Annotated in this window: 17 protein-coding genes; 15 read left to right on the top strand and 2 right to left on the bottom strand. The window is 35.8% G+C overall.

Annotated elements, in window-relative coordinates; all coding sequences use genetic code 11:
- Window positions 1–80 precede the first annotated feature (80 nt).
- The 11 genes from PQ459_16245 to PQ459_16195 all read left to right on the top strand — a co-directional run bounded on the left by PQ459_16245 (window position 81) and on the right by PQ459_16195 (window position 10,622).
- Entirely contained in the window at window positions 81–1,670 is a 1,590-nt protein-coding gene (locus tag PQ459_16245) for an MFS transporter (GenBank protein WDF46440.1), read from the top strand.
- Window positions 1,671–1,905: 235 nt separating this feature from the next.
- Window positions 1,906–2,670 (top strand): helix-turn-helix transcriptional regulator, encoded by a 765-nt coding sequence (locus PQ459_16240; GenBank protein ID WDF46439.1) that lies wholly within the window; start codon window positions 1,906–1,908, stop codon window positions 2,668–2,670.
- 671 nt (window positions 2,671–3,341) lie between these two features.
- Window positions 3,342–3,773: a hypothetical protein gene (locus PQ459_16235; GenBank protein WDF46438.1), complete on the top strand. Its 432-nt coding sequence runs from the start codon at window positions 3,342–3,344 to the stop codon at window positions 3,771–3,773.
- 20 nt (window positions 3,774–3,793) lie between these two features.
- Window positions 3,794–5,074 (top strand): hypothetical protein, encoded by a 1,281-nt coding sequence (locus PQ459_16230; GenBank protein WDF46437.1) that lies wholly within the window; start codon window positions 3,794–3,796, stop codon window positions 5,072–5,074.
- A gap of 12 nt (window positions 5,075–5,086) precedes the next feature.
- Window positions 5,087–5,530 (top strand): hypothetical protein, encoded by a 444-nt coding sequence (locus tag PQ459_16225; protein WDF46436.1) that lies wholly within the window; start codon window positions 5,087–5,089, stop codon window positions 5,528–5,530.
- 62 nt (window positions 5,531–5,592) lie between these two features.
- The gene (locus PQ459_16220; GenBank protein WDF46435.1) at window positions 5,593–5,994 is read left to right on the top strand and encodes a hypothetical protein; all 402 of its coding nucleotides are present in this window, start codon (window positions 5,593–5,595) and stop codon (window positions 5,992–5,994) included.
- Between the two features lie 64 nt (window positions 5,995–6,058).
- Window positions 6,059–6,481 carry a hypothetical protein gene (locus tag PQ459_16215; protein WDF46434.1) on the top strand — a complete coding sequence of 141 codons (423 nt, stop codon included), beginning with the start codon at window positions 6,059–6,061 and terminating at the stop codon, window positions 6,479–6,481.
- Between the two features lie 217 nt (window positions 6,482–6,698).
- Window positions 6,699–7,877: a hypothetical protein gene (locus tag PQ459_16210; protein WDF46433.1), complete on the top strand. Its 1,179-nt coding sequence runs from the start codon at window positions 6,699–6,701 to the stop codon at window positions 7,875–7,877.
- Window positions 7,878–7,882: 5 nt separating this feature from the next.
- Window positions 7,883–8,824 (top strand): hypothetical protein, encoded by a 942-nt coding sequence (locus PQ459_16205; GenBank protein WDF46432.1) that lies wholly within the window; start codon window positions 7,883–7,885, stop codon window positions 8,822–8,824.
- 40 nt (window positions 8,825–8,864) lie between these two features.
- Window positions 8,865–10,334 carry a hypothetical protein gene (locus PQ459_16200; GenBank protein ID WDF46431.1) on the top strand — a complete coding sequence of 490 codons (1,470 nt, stop codon included), beginning with the start codon at window positions 8,865–8,867 and terminating at the stop codon, window positions 10,332–10,334.
- Window positions 10,335–10,358: 24 nt separating this feature from the next.
- Window positions 10,359–10,622 (top strand): hypothetical protein, encoded by a 264-nt coding sequence (locus PQ459_16195; GenBank protein WDF46430.1) that lies wholly within the window; start codon window positions 10,359–10,361, stop codon window positions 10,620–10,622.
- 48 nt (window positions 10,623–10,670) lie between these two features.
- On the opposite strand, the gene PQ459_16190 is transcribed toward PQ459_16195, so the two are convergent.
- A complete protein-coding gene (locus PQ459_16190) occupies window positions 10,671–11,525 on the bottom strand; it encodes a DUF4349 domain-containing protein (GenBank protein WDF46429.1) in 855 nt (284 codons plus the stop codon).
- A gap of 105 nt (window positions 11,526–11,630) precedes the next feature.
- Entirely contained in the window at window positions 11,631–13,664 is a 2,034-nt protein-coding gene (gene metG / locus PQ459_16185; GenBank protein ID WDF46428.1) for a methionine--tRNA ligase, read from the bottom strand.
- A gap of 439 nt (window positions 13,665–14,103) precedes the next feature.
- On the opposite strand from metG, the gene PQ459_16180 reads away from it, so the two are divergent.
- Genes PQ459_16180 through PQ459_16165 form a run of 4 tightly spaced genes read left to right on the top strand, consistent with a single transcriptional unit; the run spans window position 14,104 to window position 21,029 of the window.
- A complete protein-coding gene (locus tag PQ459_16180) occupies window positions 14,104–16,875 on the top strand; it encodes a SusC/RagA family TonB-linked outer membrane protein (GenBank protein WDF46427.1) in 2,772 nt (923 codons plus the stop codon).
- 12 nt (window positions 16,876–16,887) lie between these two features.
- Window positions 16,888–18,447, top strand: coding sequence for a RagB/SusD family nutrient uptake outer membrane protein (locus PQ459_16175; protein WDF46426.1), 1,560 nt, complete (start codon window positions 16,888–16,890; stop codon window positions 18,445–18,447).
- Between the two features lie 23 nt (window positions 18,448–18,470).
- Entirely contained in the window at window positions 18,471–19,556 is a 1,086-nt protein-coding gene (locus PQ459_16170; GenBank protein ID WDF46425.1) for a SusE domain-containing protein, read from the top strand.
- A 36-nt stretch (window positions 19,557–19,592) separates the two neighbouring features.
- Entirely contained in the window at window positions 19,593–21,029 is a 1,437-nt protein-coding gene (locus PQ459_16165; GenBank protein ID WDF46424.1) for a SusE domain-containing protein, read from the top strand.
- Window positions 21,030–21,175 lie beyond the last annotated feature (146 nt).

The raw sequence follows: 21,175 nt of genomic DNA, 5'->3' as shown, positions 1-21,175 counted from the left end.
AAGAATGTTTAATAGAGGTCTTTTCAACGGCTCAAAATTCACAATTGACTCATTCACAATTCACAAATAAAGCATAAAAAATGTATAATAAAGGTCTTTTCAGCGATTGGGTTCCGAAACCCGTACAACTTCTGATGATGGTTTTCCTGCTTATTGTGGTGATGCCGTTGGGAGGCGTTTACACCGGAAACATCAGTTTTATGGTGGGCGGAACCGGCGTGATGCAGGAATATTTTCTGTGGGCAAACTATGCCACCACCATTGGGATGGGAGCGTGTATGCCTGTGGTTTTAAGAATGAAAATGCGGTTCAAAGTCCGTGATAAAATAGTGATGTTATTGGTGCTTCTCGGTGCGTTAAGTTATATCAACGCAACCACTTTCGAACCGATGGTTATTGTAATGACCTCCTTGGTTATCGGATTTTTAAAAATGATGATTACCATTGAATTATTCCTTCCGTTAATGGCAATGCTGGGCGGACGTGGGATTTTTTACGGCGTTTTCTACACATTTGTTTTGATACTAAATCAAGTCTCAGCTTATTACGCTGTGGAAGTTTCAATACTGTACAACTTCCAGCAGTTCTTTATTTTGGCATCAGTTTTATGCTTTGTACTGGCATTGTTGTGCTGGGTTCTGATGCACGATAAATATTTTGCTTTAAAAGTTCCGTTGCATTACATCGATTGGCTCAGCGTCATTTTGTTCGTCTCAACGTTTATGTTTTCGGCGTACGTATTTTCGTTTGGGAAACAGCAGGATTGGCTTAATTCAAAAAACATCATTAACGCAAGCATCGCCGCATTTGTGAGTTTCGCTTTATTGGCCATCCGTCAGCTGACTTTAAAGAGACCGTATATTTCATTTCATATTTTCACCAAAAGCAATGTGCTGAACGGGCTGTTTATGCTCCTGTGGCTGGGAATGTTTTTGGGAACAACATCGCTTCAAAACATCTATTCCGTCGGAGTTTTGGGTTACGACCAACTGACGAATGCCAAACTGAATGTGATGATGACGCCCGGATTATTTTTAGCCGGAGTCATCGCAGTATTTTGGTTTAAAAAAGAAAGACCGCTGAAAATGTTCATCTTTTCAGGCTTCGCAGCAATGACGGCTTATTCCATCATTATGTACTTTTCGATGGTGCTGGAATTCAATTATGAAAACTGGTACTTACCGATGTTCCTGAAAGGCTACGGAATGTGTTCGCTCTTTATCTCGGTTTGGTATTACACGTTAGACAAACTGGAACTCAACGAAATGCTGGCGGCCATCGGATTGGTTTTGGTATGGCGAACTTTCCTTGCGGTAGGATTTTTCTCAGCCCTGTTTTCGTGGTTTCAGTATCAGTTTCAAATCGTCAGTTTAGGAGATTTGGCAGTCTATATGGACGGAATGACCATCACGCCACAAACGATTGCCACCAATATGAAAACCATTCAGTTTAACGCCATCATCTCTGCCAACAAAAAGATATTCGGATACATTATCGTTGCCGGTTTCGGAGTGATGCTCTATGTAATAACCCATCATTTCGGAAAACGTACAGAATATTTAAGAGTCATCAGAATCCTCAACGGAAAATCGGTCATCGCCAGACGCAGAGCCCGTGAAAGAAAGAAATTAGAAGAAGACCTCAAAGGCGCCACCGGTCCAGCCTTATAAAGAAACCTTGTTTTTACCCGTAAAGTCTCGTTTTGTTTTTCAAAGCGGGGCTTTACTTTTTTAGGCAAATTGATAAGTTAAATTCAAAATATTAAATTGTTGTTTAATTTATAATAATCATTATATGTTATGATATTGTTCTATTTTTAATGTTATTTATGATTAATTAATATTTAAATTTAATTTATTTTGAAATATTAGATAATTAATATTACCTTTACTTGAAACTAAAATTATGAAAGAAAATCTAAAAAACTTAGAGAATCTGCACGAAGTGTGGTCTGTCGCCAAACCCAAAAAATTCTCTGCTTACAATAAAATCAAATTTGATGAATTGACCAACTCGATTATGAACAGTGGTCCTTTTTATTATTACATCATCGATTTTTTTGATATGTCAATTTCCAATGTGAGTGATTCAATTTATGATATTCATAATATTGAAGGCCGGAAAGCAACTTTTGATGATGTTCTGAAAGCAATGCATCCTGACGACGTAGATTTTGTGGTGAAAGCAGAAGCTTTTTTGACCAAATTCTTTTCTAATAACATTCACCGTGAAAAACTACTCACGTACAAGATCAGTTACTGTTTTAGGTCCAAGTTGAGAAATGGAAATTATGGATTGTTCAACCATCAGGCTTTGATGTTGACGATGGATGAAGATGGCGGCTACGGAAAATCACTAAATATTCACACACATATCGACCATCTGAGTGGTCAAAATACTTATAAGATCTCATTGATAGGTCTCAATGGCGAACCCTCGTTTATGAATATCTGTCTGGAAGATGACGGTCGCAATAAAATAGAATTTTCCAAACGGGAAATCGACATAATCCAACTGATAAGCGAGGGGAAAAGCAATGAACAGATTGGCCAAGAACTTATTATAAGTCCTCTTACGGTAAAGAAACACAGGAGCAATATTCTAGAAAAAGCGGAATGCAGTAATTCTGCGCAGCTTGTAAAAAACTGTATTCAGCAAGGAATTATTTAACTCAAATTTCAAATCAATATTTTCAAGAAAAAATACTCCTTTTGGTGTATTTTTTTTTGTTTCAAAACAACATAGTTTTGTGATATTGAAAAGCTAAAAATCTTAAAAATGCCTTATATGCGGAAACTGGCAATAAATTTAATAGAAATAAGGATGTTGAATAGTATCACAAGGAGTTTGCATATTTTCCTAGCATTCATTGGTTCAGTTTAAATTACGATTTTCTAATTTTATTTTTTTTCAATCAAAAAACCGCTGGAATATAAGTTCCAACGGTTTTAACCTTAAGAAGATTTCGGTCATTAAAACCTTTTTTCTGTTTTTACTATCTCTTGAAAAATACTCCTAAAGGAGTATTTTTTTTTGTTCTCCAACATCATAGCTTTGTTAGAACAAAAAACTAAAAATGATGAAAACTAAATTGACTTTGTTATGTTTGATTTTCTACACTACCCCTATTTTTTCGCAGACTCAGGTGTATAGATCGAAATTTTCTTTTTCTAATTTGAAACATGAGATTGATAAAAATCACTTACAAAATTCCAATGAATCACTTGCTATAAAAAAACGTAGCACAGTCATCCAAGTCCACTTTCCGATTCAACCGAATCCCAAAAGAATAGATACCACGTAAGGGTGGAAGAGAAAATAACAACTAAAAATTTATACTTATGAGAAAATTAATTATGATTTGCATGATGATGGCAGTTCCGGTTCTTGCAAATGCACAAACAAAAGAAGAAACAATTAGCTGGTTAAAAGAAAAATTAAAAACTTGTTTGGTAGAGCAGAATTCTAATACAAGATTGGTAAGTATTGACGAATGTCAATTTACGATTCAGTATGACCAGTTGTATAATGATAACACCAAAGATACAGACGAGGTATCGTTTCCGTTCGACGGGGTAACTATAAAAGATGGTCAGTTGATTTATGAATTGGATGTCATTAAACGTTTTAGGTTAGGAAAAGCAAATAGTAAAGTGTATTACAAAACATCCAGCGTGTTGCTAAGATTATGTGAAACGGATATTTATGCAAGAATGCAAAAGGCAATGCAGCATCTCTCTACCTTTTGTCCAAAGCAGAAAGAAACATTTTAATCTTTAAAAACAAATAAACTATGAAAACGAAATTATTATTGCTGCTGTTGCTTTGGGCGGGAGTGGCTTGGGGGCAAGGGTTATTTAATGTAAGTTTTGTGAAAGATAGTCTGATAGTTAACAAGAGTAAAACAAATGAAATTATTGTTCCTATCGAAATTACTAAGCAATTTGGAAAGCAAGAGATTTGGAATAATTATACATTGGGAATAAAAATTGAAAAAAGTTCACTACCTGATATTGATTATGATATTGATTTTAGTTCAAAAGAATTTTCCAAAATGCGAGATAAGGAAACTATTTATGTTAAAATTAAGAAAGATTCCTTAGTTGATAGAGATAGAAGATTGGTTTTTCAATTGGTAACAAAAGAAAGTGACAAGGATGTTAACGATCAAAATCTTGGGAGTAAAAAAAAATTTGTATTAATTGTAAAATCTTCTAAGCCAGATGATATTTCAGAAGATTATAAGATACTCTCTTATGTAGGGACTAATTTTGATATGGCTGAAGGCAAAACAAAAGCCAAAAATTTATTTTTTGCTACCAATATTTTTGTTCCGCCTACAAATTATAAGAGATATGGATTTTATCTAAGCTTATATGGTAATCGGACAATGAGTAGAACTGATTCTACTGAATATAGTCAAAGGACAAGTAAAGTTCAGCCTATTACAGATTCGACTTATATTAGATTGAGAACTTCGGGATCAGTAATCACTACTGCTACTTCTGATAATATAGGAGCGTTCTTTAGTCCCCTTATTAGAATAAGTAAAAAAGTAGATAATAATTTAAATCTTTATTATGCCCCATCTCTGGAGTTCGTCTGGAGGCGAATTAATCTGGAACGAGTTTACGGAACACCTACAAAGATTGATACATTGCACTCACTGGGATATATTCCTAGTACTATTATATTAAATCAAAATACTAGGTCAGAGTTTAATGAATTTGATTTTAGTGCAGGTATCATTGGTGCTTTAATGGTTTACGAAACCAAAGACTTTAGTGTTAGAGTACAAAGTTCAGTCGGTTACCTAGGCAGGTTTTATAATAATTCAGTCAAGAGAGTAGATATGAATGTTTTTGGCAGCGAGTCCTATCCACCAATGGATAGGAAACATTATATATTCTATATGGGAAGAGCGTGGATTACTGAAGCAGTCACTGGAATCACACTTCAGGCTGAAATAAGCAATCAACTTAAAAATTCAAGACCAGCTTTTGGAGTTACACTTTCCAAAGCCTTTAAGATAAAAGATATAGCTAAAATTTTAACTCCGCTTTTAACCCGCTAATAATTTACAATTATGAAAAACCTACTCACACTTTTCGTCTTATTCCTAGGATTAGGATTGGCGAGTGCGCAAGAAAAAAAAGCTCTGACTTTTGACGAAACGATAATTTATTTAAAGAGAAGTCTTGAGGGAAAAGCTCGATATAGTGAAGTGTTAGTTTATGATACTAGTACTGAATATAGTACAATTTATATGGGTGAGGTGTTAATAAGTAGCGATGGGAAAATATCATGCAACTGGAAAGTAGGTGGAGGAGGTATATACTCATCTATCTCATTTAATTTGAATAAGGTTTTAAAGATTGAAAATCAGAATGCACAGATTCGTTTTTATGTAACTGATAGTTCATATTATTTAATAACAGCAGAGTCACAAATCGATGCAGAAAGAATAACAAAAGCATTCATTCATCTAAAATCATTATTACCAAAAGACGATGATCCATTCGCTAATTAAATATCAGTCATTATATATCTTCAAAATTTTAAATATTATAACAATCCAAATTTTATACAATTATGAAAACAAAAACTAAACAATTATTATTAGCCATCACAATGATGTTGGGCGTATTCGTTGTAATCACTGCTTTTACAAAAAAGCCAGAAACCAAGAAAACTTACTATGCTTTCGTAACTTCTTTCGAGACGGATTACGATTTAGATGATGGTACGAGTATCATAACAGGAATTGTCTCATTCGATTGTGAAAGAAGCGACAACAATGTAAAGCATCAATTCTTGGAGCATTACAATGCAGAAGAGGCAACAACAAAACGCCAAGTGTTTCCTAATACAACTGCTGCCTGGATCTATAATACCTATGACGAAGCAGTAGAATCTCGCAGACAATCTTTAGCAAAGCAAAAGCAAAATTCAAAATATAATAGAACTATTAACTTCTATGTAAGTTGCAAGTAAGATTTTAATATTTGGGAATGGCGCAAAACTATTCCCAAATTTTCTTTAATAAAAACAATAGCAAATGAAGACACTATTATTTGTTTTATCCTTTTTGTCAATACAATTTCTTGCTCAGGAAAATAAGCCACGCCTTTTTGTTGGGATTTATGAAAGTGCTAAAGATGGTTTTTGTAGTTCTTACGATTTCACAAAAGATGAAATTGAGCAGTACGCAGAGTATGGCATCAAAAGAAAACAATTTTTACAAACCTATACAAAAAGTTCTCAAACTACACTTGTCGAAAATGATGAAGCAGTGATTATCTACCGCTATGGCAAAAAGGAGATAGGCTGGAACTGTACTTCCAAGGTTGTGAGTTATAAGAAAGGTAAAAGTATTGCGGAATGCCAAAAGAAGTTATGCGATCAACAGGAGGAAAACCCAACTCAATTTGCAACAAAGCCTGAGATACTTTTCACTTGGCAGGGTAAAGTCACCAAATAGGAATAAGCCGCAGACTTGGCAGCCAAATCATCATCATCGCTAAGGTACCAAACACTACAAAACTCAGTTGGCCTATGTGTAACTACTATCAGATAATGGTAAAAACATTTTAAATCTACAGTTGCTTATGCCATATCTCTAAAGAAAAAATACTCCTTTTGGAGTATTTTTTTGTGTTTTGTAACTGCATAGCTTTGTTAGGACTAAAATGATATCCATGAAAACTAAATTGACTCTGTTCATTTTGATTTTCTATGCTACCCAAACTTTTTCGCAGACCCAGATCTACAAATCTGAGCCAGTCATTCGTAGTACGAAAGATGAGGATATCTACAATTCTATAACCATGGTGGGGAATGCGATTATGGTCAATATGACAAATTACCGTCTGAGGGCTTTAAATAAAAATAATTATGAAACACTTTGGGAGATTCAGGTTGGTCTAGACTCCAATACATCTCCCTATTTCTACAAAGATTCTTTTTTCCACGCCACAAAAAAGGGCGAGCGCAGCAGTATGGCGCAGTATGATGCTAAAACCGGCAAAATGATAAAAGAGCTGCCATTCGAAAGTATTTCAACAAAGCCTTGTATTTTGAATAATACAATGTATTTCACGGGATTGATGGATGGGAACAAATTGCTAGCCTACGATATCGAAAAAAAAAGAATCGTTTGGGAGAGACCGTTGGGTATGGTCAATTCACAGCCGGTCTATCTGAACGATAAAATAGTTGTTGCTGTGGATGAAAGACAGTGGACAGAATTGGATTACAATGGGAAACAACTCCCAAGTAAGTCCAAGAAAACTATCACCATTGATTCAACGGAGTACAACGTTGACCAGTATGAGTTTCCTACCCACGACGGCAAAACAATCACGGAAAAATTTCTAAAAAGAAGGAAAATGAGCATTTGGGATTTTACAAAAGAAATCACGGATAGGCATACGTTCCTGCTGGGCGAGAGACGTCTTTTGATTCTAGGTGACAGACGAAAGCTCGTTTTGAATCTCGATTTGGAAAATATTGTCTCTCCTGATTTGGAGGATAATTATGCCGTATGCAAGATTGTAAAGATTACTGATGAAACAGTTTGGATCATGTATGAAAATCACCTTATGCATTATGATTTTAAAAACAAAAAAATTCTTCGCAATGTCTCTCTCACAAATTGGAAACCGTATCAACTGATTTTAGATGAAAGAACCATTTGGCTGATTTCCTCCAATGACGGACAACTTTACGCCTTGGATTTTGAACCCGATGGAGTAGTTGCGGAAAAAATGGCGAGGGAAAAAGCGATACAAGATCAAATGCGATGTGACTTTCCGGATCCGAAAAGAATAGAAGCTGCGAGAGCCGCAAAAGAAAAGTTTGAAAAAAATAAAAAATAGATATTATGAAAACAAGAATTTTATTAACGGCCTTAATAATGCTGTTTTGCTTAAACCATGCAACGGCACAATCTCATAAAGTGGGACAGGCAAATTACAACTGCAAACTCAATAAGAAAGGCTGGTTCTTCAACAGCGAAAAATATCCTTGTCCGGCCTGTCAGGCAAAAGATGATAAAGAAAAAGCTGCAAAAAATGCAGAAGATAAAAGGAGAGAAGATATTATCAAAGCCAAAATTGCAGCAGACAAAAAAGCAGCGGAAGTAAAGCAGTTGGAAAACCAGAGACTTGCAAAAGAAGAAGAACAACGTAAAAAAGCAAAGGAAGCGGCTGATAAAGTTGCCAACGAAAATGCGAGTAGACGTTACAAAGAAATTGCAGCTAAAGGGATGATGAAATCAAACGTCAAAGGTCAAAATTTGGATGTAGACTTGTCTAAAGTTGAGTCTTTTGCTGATGATAAAAGAAAAGTTTATGGTTTTAAACTAAATGATGAAGAGGTTATGACTTTTCCTTTCGATGAAAAAAACTTATATATACGCAGGATTAAAGGGTCAAATTTATTTATTGTTGATACGTATGGAAATGAAAAATACTCTTATTTAATTGATATTACTGGTCAACGTATAATTGTAGATGGAAATGATAAAGTTGCATTTCGTGGAATCGAAGAAAATGAAGCAGATAAAGTCATTTACTTTAATAAAAACCATTCTATCGAAAAAACAGGAAAACGAGCAGATGCAATTGGTAATTCTGCATGGGGAAAGTTTTATAAAACAAGAGAATCCGCTTTGGCTGATGTTGATTATTACGAAAGCAGACGAACCAAAGGAGGATTAGTAAGTCTGTCTTCGGTTGCATTGTGGTTTAATACGCGATATATTTTAGACTATAATGGAAATATTTTGGAAAAATCAGATGGCTACTTGGTGACCCAATATTAATGGGATTTAATAAATGATTTATAAAAAAATTAAAAAAAATATGAAAAATATAATCATCACCTCACTACTTTTATTGGTCTCTTTAGCAATAAAAGCACAAAATGTAACTTACGAAAAACTGGATTCTCTCTCCACAAGTATAACAAATTATCAGCTGAGCGCCAATGATAAAAGCTATGATGAAAACGGGAACAAAGTCATAGTCAGCTTTTCTGAGAGTAATTTCAGTATTCAATATAATAGTGGATTGGCTACCAATTCGGTTTATAAAAACGTGAATGGCAAGGAAAGAATGGAACTTGTTGAAGATCTTGACTTGTCAAAAGTAACATCGATAAAAATAATTCCTTTGGAAGGATCATTCTGCAAATACCATTTGGAATTTCCGGAAAACAGCGCAACAGAGCAAACCTACGAAGATGGTAATCTGATAGAAACGGCAAAAGTTTCGAGTATTGACCTTTACAGCGCACACGATAAATATGGTGTTTATGATAAAATTATCCAGATGTGTGAATTACTCAAAAAAAACAAAACTGAAGATAAAATAGCTGATACGTCCAAAGACTGGTCTCGTGCGAGAAGTGAAAATTCGGTAGAGAGTTATCAAAATTTTATTAATAAATATCCTAACTCTTTATACAGTGCAGAAACTCAGAATCTTTTGGCTTACAGGAAAAAAGCGATACAGGCTGAGACCGACCGTCTGGAGAAAGTACGATTGGAAAATCTTCGTATTCAAGAGGAAAAGGACAGAATAGAACGTGAGAGATTGGCAGCAATTGCCGAAGCGGAAAGATTAAAAGTAGAAAGAAATATCGCATTTTTTAGTTTCAGAGTAGGCTATGTAACGCCGACAAACGCAGATTCCAAAGAACTCTCAGGAACTGTAAGTGCGGTAATGAATCCTGGCGAATCTCAGATTTATTCGACTGGTAAGTTTGGTCTTAAATCAGGTTTCAGTGCAGGATTTACCGGGATTTTTAATTTAGAGTTCATTAATAAAAATTTACCCTCCTGGATTGGGATTGGGATTCCTGCGGATTTTAATGTAGCGATGATGCAATACAGCTGGGACGACCTTTCTTCTTCCGATTATAATTATGAAGACGCCAAGTACAGTTTGTGGGGTGTTGCTTCAGCCGGTGCTGGTTTGTCGCTTTCCTTTCATCCTGCACCTCGCTTGTTTATTGATGTATTTGGCAGAGCAGATTATTACGGTAGTTTTGGAGGTAATTATAAGGCAAATGTAAAAAGTGTGGATGGCATTGGTGAGTTTGAAACAAAGATAGAACGCGAATCCGGATCCGGCGCAGATTCTTTTGGATTTGCTAAGACATTGGGGTTGAATGTGCGTTACACCAGTTTCTTGCTGGGGATCGAACTTAAAAATGATATCGTGGATAATGCGAAGTTTAGCGAAAAAATTGGAAGTTCCGGTTCTTTACCAATAGAAAATAAAGGCTTGAACCTGAGTTATTTGCAAGTGACGCTGGGGTATATTTTCTAAAAACATTAAATAAATTAAAAAAAAATGACTTTCAATGAAGCTTTTCAAAAGTACATTCTTAATCAGAAGGTTGTCGGCTGGGGTTTTCAGCGTCAGACAAAAGTCCTTTTGCCAAATGGCTACCACGCATTTCCCAGCGGCTATTTTACAGAATATGAAAATGGTTACAGGATGATTGCAAGTGGTTCTACACTTCACGAGACAGATATTCAGGAAGCCATGATTCTGGATCCGGAAGGTGTCCCGATTGCCAGAGATACGGAAGATATTGGTCCGCATCCTTATTAACTAAAAAAATCGCTGAGGTTCGAAACTTCAGCGATTTTAATTTTTATCTTATTTTGGAGATTGTACTTTTCGCTTTCTCCATTTTCTGAATAGGATGATCAGGATTGGTATGATTAATAAAAATGGCCAATATGAAATCAATCCCAGAACAAATCCTATAAAATTATTCCATCCGGCAGCAACCGAATCTGCAAACTGACTTCCGAATCCAATCTTTGAAGTCACAGAATCTCTTGGTTTATTTTTGATTAAAGTCAATTCAATAGTGCTGTATTTTACTTTGTCATCAATAAATTTCAATCTTCCTTTTGATGATTCTATTTCCTCTTCCAATGCACGGATGTTCTCTTGTATTTCAAGGATGTCTTTTGTAGAATTGCTTTTTTTCAAGAGATCACGGTATTTTTCTAAATAAGTTAATTTGTTTTCAAGCCTGATAGAAACATCAGTATATTCTTCTGTAACGTCGTCTGTGCCTATATTTTTCGAAATAACATTGCCAAGGCCTTGATCCATAGATTGCAGAAGGTTATCAAAATTTTGATTTGGAACTCTGATTGTCATTTTCAGCATTTCCTGATCTTCGCTGTTGCTGAAAAATTCCCCTTGTTTGTAGGCATTATTTTTTTTAAGATTTTCTGAAATTATTTTTTGAGACTTACCAATGTCGCCAACTTCTATTTCGATTCTTCCGTTCTTGATGATTTTGCTTGATGTTGATTGAGGTGCAGATGGAGAAACAGATTTTTCTGAAATACTATTTGGTGGCGGAGATTGCTTATCCACTTCTTTTTCATCAATTATAGAAACCAAAGAAGCATCCACAGAAACTGCCTTATTATAATGATCTTGTTTTCCGCAAGAAATAAAAAGAATTATAATTAATAAATACAAATTTCGCATAGATTGTTTGTTATTTCTAAAAACGACAGCAATAATTGTGCGAAAAAAAAAGATCTTTTAGTAATTCTAAAAGATCTTTTTAATTTATTCAGTAAAAATTTAATTTTATCCTATTTCAATTCCGTTTCCTACAGTTTCGTCAGGTGTTACGAAAGTCAATTTTCCGTCTGATTTTGTTGTTAACAAGAACATTCCCTGAGATTCTATGCCGCGGATTTTTCTTGGTGCAAGATTCAATAAAATCATCACTTGCTTTCCAACCAACTCTTCTGGAGAAAAACTTTCTGCAACGCCGGAAACTACTGTTCTTACATCAACACCAGTGTCAACTGTAAATTTCAGAAGTTTATCTGCTTTTTCTACTTTCTCTGCTGTTAGAATGGTCGCAGTTCTAAGGTCGATTTTAGAAAAATCATCAAATTGGATTTCGTCTTTCATTGGGTTGGCGTTGGGGTTTGTTTTCTTGTTGGATTGCTTTGTGTTTTCAAGTTTCTGGATTTGGAACTCAATGGTTTCATCTTCGATTTTTGAGAACAGAAGAGAGGCTTCATTGATTTGATGTCCCGTTTCGATCAAAATATTTTTGGTTTCAATATCTTCCCAATTCAGTTTTTCAACATTGAACATTTTCAATAATTTCTCTGAGCTAAATGGCATAAATGGTTCTGACAATTGAGCCAAAGCTACCGCAATTTGCGCCCCGATAAATAATGAATGTGCTGCTTTCTCAGGATTGTCCTTGATGGTTTTCCAAGGTTCTTCAATCTGAAGATATTGATTTCCGAATCTCGCCAAGTTCATCAACGCAGTCAAAGAATTTCGGAATTCGAAGTTTTCCAGATATTGGGCAATTTCTGCCGCAGCTCTTTTGATTTCAACTAATTCTTCTGCGTTTTCATTTCCTGCGGGAACTACGCCGTCGTAATATTTATGGATCAAAACAGCAACTCTATTTATAAAGTTACCGAAAATTCCCACCAATTCAGAATTGTTCTTGGTCTGGAAATCTTTCCAGGTAAAGTTGTTATCCTTAGTTTCCGGAGCGGATGAAAGTAAAGCATATCTTAAAACATCCTGCTGTCCTGGGAATTCTTCTACATATTCGTGCGCCCAAACTGCCCAGTTGCGGGAAGTTGATATTTTTTCATTTTCCAGGTTCAAGAATTCGAAGGCCGGAACGTTGGTTGGCATGACGTAATCGCCGTGCGCCTTCATCATCGCTGGGAAAATGATGCAATGGAAAACAATATTGTCCTTTCCGATGAAGTGAATCAAATCAGATTCTGGACTTTGCCAGTAGTCTTTCCAGTTTTTGCCGGTTTTTTCCGCCCATTCCTGAGTGAAAGAGATGTAACCAATTGGCGCATCAAACCAAACATAAAGCACTTTTCCTTCCGCATTTGGCAATGGAACTGGAACGCCCCAGTTGAGGTCGCGCGTCATTGCTCGTGGTTTCAAGCCATCATTAAGCCAAGATTTCACTTGTCCGTAAACGTTGGTTTTCCAATCGTCGTGGTGGCCTTGTATGATCCAAGAATTCAGGAAATCTTCGTACTCATTCAAAGGCAAATACCAGTTTTTGGTTTCTTTAAGAATTGGAACATTGCCACTCAACATTGATTTCGGATTGATCAACTCTGAAGGCGAAAGGGTAGAACCGCATTTTTCACATTGATCGCCGTACGCATTTTCATTGCCACAATTTGGGCAAGTTCCAACGATATATCGGTCCGCTAAAAACTCATTGGCCTGCTCGTCAAAGTATTGTTCGGAAACTTCTTCCGTGAATTTGTCCTTATTATATAGTGTCTTGAAAAAATCTTGACTTACATCGTAATGTTTCGGAGATGTTGTTCTGGAATATTCGTCAAAAGAAATTCCAAGATCAGCAAAAGATTGTTTGATGATCCCATGGTATTTGTCCACAATATCTTGAGGCGTGACACCTTCTTTTTTTGCACGAATGGTGATCGGAATCCCGTGCTCATCGCTTCCGCAAATAAAAGCCACATCTTTTCCTAATCTTCTCTGGAATCTTGCATAGACATCTGCAGGAACGTAAACACCCGCCAAATGCCCTATATGAACCGGTCCGTTTGCATAAGGCAACGCTGCCGTAATCAATTTTCTGTCTGACATTATAATCTGAAATTAGATTTGCAAAAATACGATTTTCCGTTTAAATAGAGGAGGCCTTTTAATATTATTAATTTGATGACGAATGTTAAAAAGTCTTTGAATATCAATAATTAAAATTTTAACATTTGTTGATTTTAATTTCATTTTTCATTAATATAGGATTAATAATGGTTAATTTAGGAGAAGAAAACGTTAAACAAGCGTTTGAAAAAATGTTAAAATTTCACATTCTTTAAAATTCTGTTAAAACATTTAACTTGTTGATTTTTAAATTATTAAAAGCGTTCTAATTCTGTTTTGATTGTATAATAATGCTTGATAATAAGAATTTTAAAAATATTTTAACAGAATGTTGTTTTTTTTATAAATTGCGAAACAGGATCAGGTGTGATTCTGAAACAAATTTGAAAATAATATAAACCTTAAAAATTTATTTTTTGTGAGAAACTATAATGTATTAAAAATTGCTCCTGCATTTCTATTGCTCGGATCAATGTTACATGCGCAACAAACCACGGATACGGTGAAAAAAGAAACCGAGATCGAGCAGGTTGTGCTGATTGGTTACGGTAAGCAGAAGAAAGAAGATCTTACAGGATCTATTGCTTCGATTACTTCAAAAGATTTTAATGGTGGTTCTACATCAGCAGATCAATTGATTGTAGGTAAAGCGCCTGGCGTTACAGTAACAGGTAATGGAGGTAATCCTGGATCTGGTGCAACAATTAGAATTAGGGGTGGGGCTTCTTTATCAGCTACCAACGATCCACTAATTGTAATTGACGGAATCCCGATGGACTTTAGTGGTATCTCAGGAGCATCTAATGCATTGGCTCTAATCAATCCAAATGATATCGAGTCTTTTGATGTCCTTAAAGATGCTTCTGCAGCAGCTATCTATGGTAACAGAGCTTCCAATGGTGTCATTTTAATTACCACAAAAAAAGGCTCAGCAGGGAAATTAAAAGTTAATTTTTCTACGACAGCTTCTGTATCTACAAAAATGGCTAATCAGGATGTGTTGACCGCTGACGAGTTCAGAAAATATGTTTTGGAAAATGCAACTCAGCAGAAGTACAAGAATATGTTGGGAACTTCTAATACCAATTGGCAGGATCAGATTTATCAAGCTGCTTGGGGAACGGATAACAATGTTTCATTGTCTGGGGGTATTAAAAAATTACCTTATAGATTGTCTCTTGGTTACACCGAGCAAAATGGTATTGTAAAAACGAACGAGTTCAGAAGAACCTCAGTAGGTTTGAATTTGACTCCAAAATTATTTGAAAATCACCTAAGTGTGAATGCCAGTTTCAAAGGGTCAATGACAGAAAACCGTTTCAATGCGGGTGTGATTGGTGCTGCACAGCAAATGGATCCTACACAGTCTATCTATGACTATTCTACAAGAGGAAATAGAGTAAATAATTATTGGGAGTGGTACTTGCCAACATCTGACGGTGTTTTTACAGATGCAATGAACGTTAATGGAACTCTGAACCCACTTGCGTCGCTGTATGGGAGAAGAGATGTTTCTACTGTTTTCAGAGCAATTGGTGGATTACAATTAGATTATAAATTTCATTTTTTACCAGATTTACATCTAAATGTAAATGGCGGATACGACTATCAAAAAGGAACCGGTGCTGTTACAGAATTACCTAATTATGGTGGCGTGGTAAGATCTCAAAACTTTAGTAGTCGAAGAGATTATTCTCAGGAAAAATCCAACAAACTCTTAGAAACATATTTGAACTATATCAAAGAGATATCAGCTATCGATACAAAAGTAGATTTAATGGCCGGATATTCTTATCAGAAGTTTCATGATGCGACCCCTGCAGCGACTACTTACTACGGTAATCCAGATAAAGTGGTTACACCGTCAAATGATTTTGAAAGACAGCTTGTAATGCTAAGTTTTTATGGTAGAGGTATTTTTACAATTGCGGATAAATATATATTAACAGGATCCATTAGAAGAGATGCAACTTCCAGATTTTATAACGGAACGGATGATCTTGATAATATGTGGGGTACTTTCATAGCTGCGTCGGGAGCTTGGAAAATTAAAAATGAAAATTTCCTGAAAGATTCTAATTTCATCTCTGATTTGAAATTGAGAGCAGGATGGGGAGAAACTGGAAATTCTGAAGTTGGAAGCTGGTACAACTCTTTTCCAGCTTATAACTATTCACAAGTTTCAGCATCTTACGGATTTGCAGAACAATTCTATCAAATGTATCGTCCTGGACAGTATAATCCTAACTTAAAATGGGAGACAACTGCAACAGTCAATGCAGGATTGGACTTTGGATTCTGGAACAATAGGATCACTGGATCCATTGATTGGTTCAAAAAGAATACAAAGGATTTGCAAGCCAGTATCTATGTTCCGGCAGGAGAATTCTCGAATAGAAATATTAAGAATATAGGAACATTGGAAACAGATGGTGTTGAATTTTTAATTAATATCAATCCAATAAAAACACAGGACTTTACTTGGGATTTCAGTTTTAACGTAGCACACTATAATCCAAAAATTACAGAATTTACTGATGTTGCGCCAGGTACTATTATGCCGACGGGTTCAACTATTTCTGGAGGTATTGGAAATACTGTTCAGGCAAATGTTGTTGGTTATACACCTAATAGTTTTTATGTTTACCAGCAAGCATATGGAGCTAATGGAAAACCATTGGAAGGTGTTTATGTAGATAGAAACGGCGATGGTAAAATAACAACAGACGATAAGTATCTGTATAAATCAACTACACCAGATGCAACTTTCGGGTTTTCTACAAAATTCAAATATAAAAACTGGGATCTTTCCACTTCTCTACGAGCAGTTGTAGGAAACTACGTTTATAACAATTTTGCTTCTCAATCTAATGTTCAGAGTATCACTACTAACGATTTTATGCAGAATATTTCAAGTACTGCAGTAGAATATGGTTTTAAAACGCCACAATTCTGGAGTGATATATTTGTGGAAGATGCTTCATTTATCAGAATGGATAACTTGACATTAGGTTATAATTTCGGAGATATTTTTAATAAGGGCAGTAACTTAAAAGTTTTTGGAATGGCTCAAAACGTTTTTGTCATTACAGACTATAAAGGTGTTGATCCGGAAATATTTGGAAATATTGATAATGGATTTTATCAAAGACCAAAAATTTACTCATTAGGGTTAAACTTTCAATTTTAATAATTTAAGACAATGAAAAAATTCAAAATAAAAGGAATATTAACAGCAGCGGTGCTAGGATTAACATTAACGGTAAGTTCTTGTGTTGATGATCTGAAGCAAGAACCGATAACAGATGTTACTGCTGCAAGTTTATATAAAGATTTTGCTAATTATAAAAGTATTTTGGCTAAGCTTTACGGTGGATTGGCTGTGGGCGGTCAAGAAGGTGGTGACGGAAGTGGTGATGTAGCAGATATCGACGGTGGTTTCTCTATATATACTCGTTTACTTTATACCTTACAAGTTATAACTACTGATGAAGCTGTTATTGGATGGAATGACGGAACATTACATGAATTTCATAAAATGATCTGGACGCCTGCGAATGAGTTCAATAATGCCATGTATTATAGATTATATACTGAAATTGCTTATTGTAATGAATTTATAAGAAATACAACAGACGAAAAGCTTAGTGCTAACGGTATTTCAGGTGCTAATGCTGATGAAGCAAAAGCAATGAGAGCTGAAGCTAAATTTCTAAGAGCTCAAGCATACTATCATGTTCTGGATTTGTACGGTAATGCGCCATTCGTAGATGAAAATACGTTGGGAACTCTTCCAAAACAAATTATGAGGGCTGATCTTTTTAATTATGTAGAAACACAGCTAAAAGAGGCAGAAGCAGAATTGAAAGCTCCCAAAACAAATGATTACGGAAGATTGGATAAAGCTGCTGCTTGGAGTTTAATGGCACGTTTGTATCTAAATGCTAAAGTTTACACTGGAACAGAAAGAAATGCCGATGTCATCGCTAATTGCGACAAAGTTATTTCTGCAGGATACGGATTGAATCCAAAGTATGAGAATTTATTCTTGGCTGATAATAATGTTAACAACCCAGAGAATATATTCTCCGTTGTTTATGACGGTGTTAGAACTCAAACCAATGGGGGAACAACTTACTTAGTACACGCTGCAATTGGTGGATCAATGGATCCTGCACAATTCGGAGTCAACGGAGGATGGGGTGGTCTTAGAACGACTAAAGCTTTCGTAAACAAGTTTGAGCCTGCAGATTTAAGAGGTCGTTTCTACAAAGATGGTCAAACTTTAGAAATTAATGATTTAGGAAACTTTAATGATGGCTATGCGTTCATCAAATATAAAAATTTGAAAAGCAACGGAGGTGCTGCTCAAGACGTACAGTGGGTAGATACTGATTTGCCAATGTACAGATTGGCAGATGTTTATCTAATGTATGCAGAAGCTGTAGTCCGCGGCGGCGGTGGTAGTATGAGCAACGCGTTAGGATATGTGAATGCTATCAGAACCAGAGCAAATGCTTCAACAGTTTCAGTACTTAATTTAGATTTTATTCTTGACGAAAGATCCAGAGAACTATCTTGGGAGATGACAAGAAGAACAGATTTGATCCGTTTCGGAAAATTCACGACCTCAGCATATTTATGGCCTTGGAAAGGAAATGTTAAAGATGGCGTTGCTGTTGGAGAATATCGTAATCTCTTCCCAATTCCAAACAACGATTTGGCAGTAAATCCGAATCTAAAACAGAATCCTGGTTATTAATTAATCAATTAATTTTATAAATAATGAAAAACAATATATTAAAACACTTTTTTCTAGCGGCGGCTACTGTATTGGGTTTGTCATCGTGTGAGGATCGTGAAATCATAACAATAGATAATCAGTCGGCTCCAATAGTAATGGACCTTTCTGCTCAGAATTTGTTTTTAGATTCTAATTTTCCAGCAAATCCTGCGCTAACCATTAATTGGGAGGCTGCTAAATTTACAGTTCCTGTAGAAGTAAAATATCAGATAGAGATTAGTGCTACAGAGGCTTTTACAAATCCTCAAACTTTGTTTACAACTGCACAGTCACAGACTTACTCATCTTTTACTACACTTGAGATGAATAATGCAGCAAAGAAAATTGGATTGGTTCCGGATGCAGCTCAGAAGATGTACATCAGAGTCGCTTCATTCGTAGGAGATAATGATTTATTGCAAACTTCTAATATCAGTGCTCTTACAATTACACCTTATTTAGCGAGACCTCTATACAACTATACAGATCTTTACCTGATTGGTGATGCTACAGCTGGTGGTTGGGATAACCTTGCAACAAACGGTAATTTGCTTCCAATGTTGAAAACATCTGACGCCAGCAAATACGAATTTACTGGACTGTTTAAAGCTGGAGGATTCAAAATGATCAAAGTAAAAGGTGACTGGGCAGCTCAGTTTGGTTTAGGTTCAGCAACTGGTGTGCTAAGTACAGATGGTGGATCGGGAGATATTAAAGTTTTTACAGAAGGTTATTACAAACTAACTGTGGATACTTCGAATCTTACTTACACAATTGTTCCGGTGACTAACCCAGGAACAACTTACAACAATATTTCAATGATTGGAACCGCTACGGATGGTGCAGATGTTCAGCTTACAAAATCAACTTTTGATGCGCACTTATGGATGGCGAAAAAAGTAAGTTTGAAAACAGGCGTTCTAAAATTCAGAGCCAATAATGCTTGGGATGTCAATTGGGGAACAAACAGTGAATATTATGGAGTTGGAGTAGCTGGCGGAGCAGACATTCCATTGTCAGCAGAGTGGACTTATGATGTTTATTTCAATGATGTGACAGGAAATTACACTTTGATTCCTACTGAATAATTTCAAAATATTCCCTTAATTAATACTTAACATTTTATGAAAAATATATTTAAATATTTTATAGTTGCACTAGTCTCTGCTTTCATTATCACTGCCTGTGATAATGAGGCGGACAGAGACTGGACAACACCAGAGGCTAGCTTCAAATTACAAGACACTTCTCTAGGAAGTAATGTGTTGTATGAAACTATGAAGAATAATCCTTTTATTTTGACTTGGGACAAGACTGGCTCATCGGACTATACAGTTGTTTTTTCTTCAACTGAGGATTTTGCTAATAAAGTGACTTTAGGAACAGCTTCAACAAACACTTTTGTAACTACAGTTGGAGATTTTAATGGTAAGCTTCTTCAGGCTGGGTTCTCACCTTATGCTGAAAAGACAGTCTATGTTAGAGTAGAATCTGGATCAGAAGTTTCCAATGCGATCAACTTTACAGTTACTGTTTATCCAATCGCGGGACCTATTATCACTGCACCAACAGCAGGAAGTTCTCTTGTACTAAATTCTGCAGATCAAACTGCCGTTGCAACTACAATTACTTGGAACGACTATTCTAATTATGGTGTAGATGTCAAATATTTGGTTGAAGTAGCGAAAGCTGGTAGTACAACTTTTACCTCATTGGGAGAAGTAACCAATGCTAAACTATTAGCGGTTACTAATAAAGATCTCAACACTGCAGTAGTTAATTCTGGTGCAACTATGAGTCAACCTAATGATATCAGTGTAAGAGTAACAGCATCCACAACTTCCACAGGTGGTTCTATCGTGTTGAAGTCGGCAGTTGTAACTTTTAAAGTTACACCTTACCAAATAGATTATCCTAATTTCTTCCTTGTAGGAGCTGCTTCAGCTGCTGGTTGGGATGCTGCTGGATCAATCAATTTGTACAAGCACGATAATATCTCGGAAATCTACACTTATCTGCAGCCGGACAACTTCAGATTTTTAGGACAAGCAGATTGGAATCCTTTGAATTACAGTATTGATTTGCCTGCGACAGATGCAGAAAAGAGATATTTCAAAACGGTATCTTCCAATGTTGAGTTTGGAGATCACGAAAACATGAAATTCACCGGCGCAGCAGGGATTTACAAAGTAGTAATTGATGCAGATTTTGGAGTTAAATCTTTAACTGTAACACCTACGACTGCGACTTGGGATATTCCTAACCTTTATCTTGTTGGTTCAATACAAGATTGGAAGCCAGAAGTTGCAGAACAATTCAATCCGATTGGAAATGGAAAGTTTGAAATGATCAGACAAATTCCTGATAACGCTGAATTTAAATTTATCGGGCAACAGGCTTGGGGCAATTTGGATTACGGTAATATTACATCAGCTGGTAATACCGGATTTATAGGTCCAAAAGATCACAATGGTAATATCAAATTCAACGGTGGTGATAGTTTTTACACCATTACAGTTGATTTGAAAAGAGGAACTTACAAGCTCACAAAAATGAACTAATTTTTAGTGGAGTAATTATCATAAAGTGTTGCCTAGTTGCAACACTTTTTTTATATTGTAGAACATATATAAACCTTAGGAAAAGTGAGATTGCCACGGACAAATTTGTATGAAAATGCAAATGATACAAAGCGATTCCATTTGGC

Origin of the sequence: Chryseobacterium sp. KACC 21268 (assembly GCA_028736075.1) — a bacterium.
In the GTDB taxonomy this organism is placed as follows: domain Bacteria; phylum Bacteroidota; class Bacteroidia; order Flavobacteriales; family Weeksellaceae; genus Epilithonimonas.
Note: the sequence above shows the minus strand (reverse complement) of the source record. Positions and strands in the feature narration are given on the sequence as shown.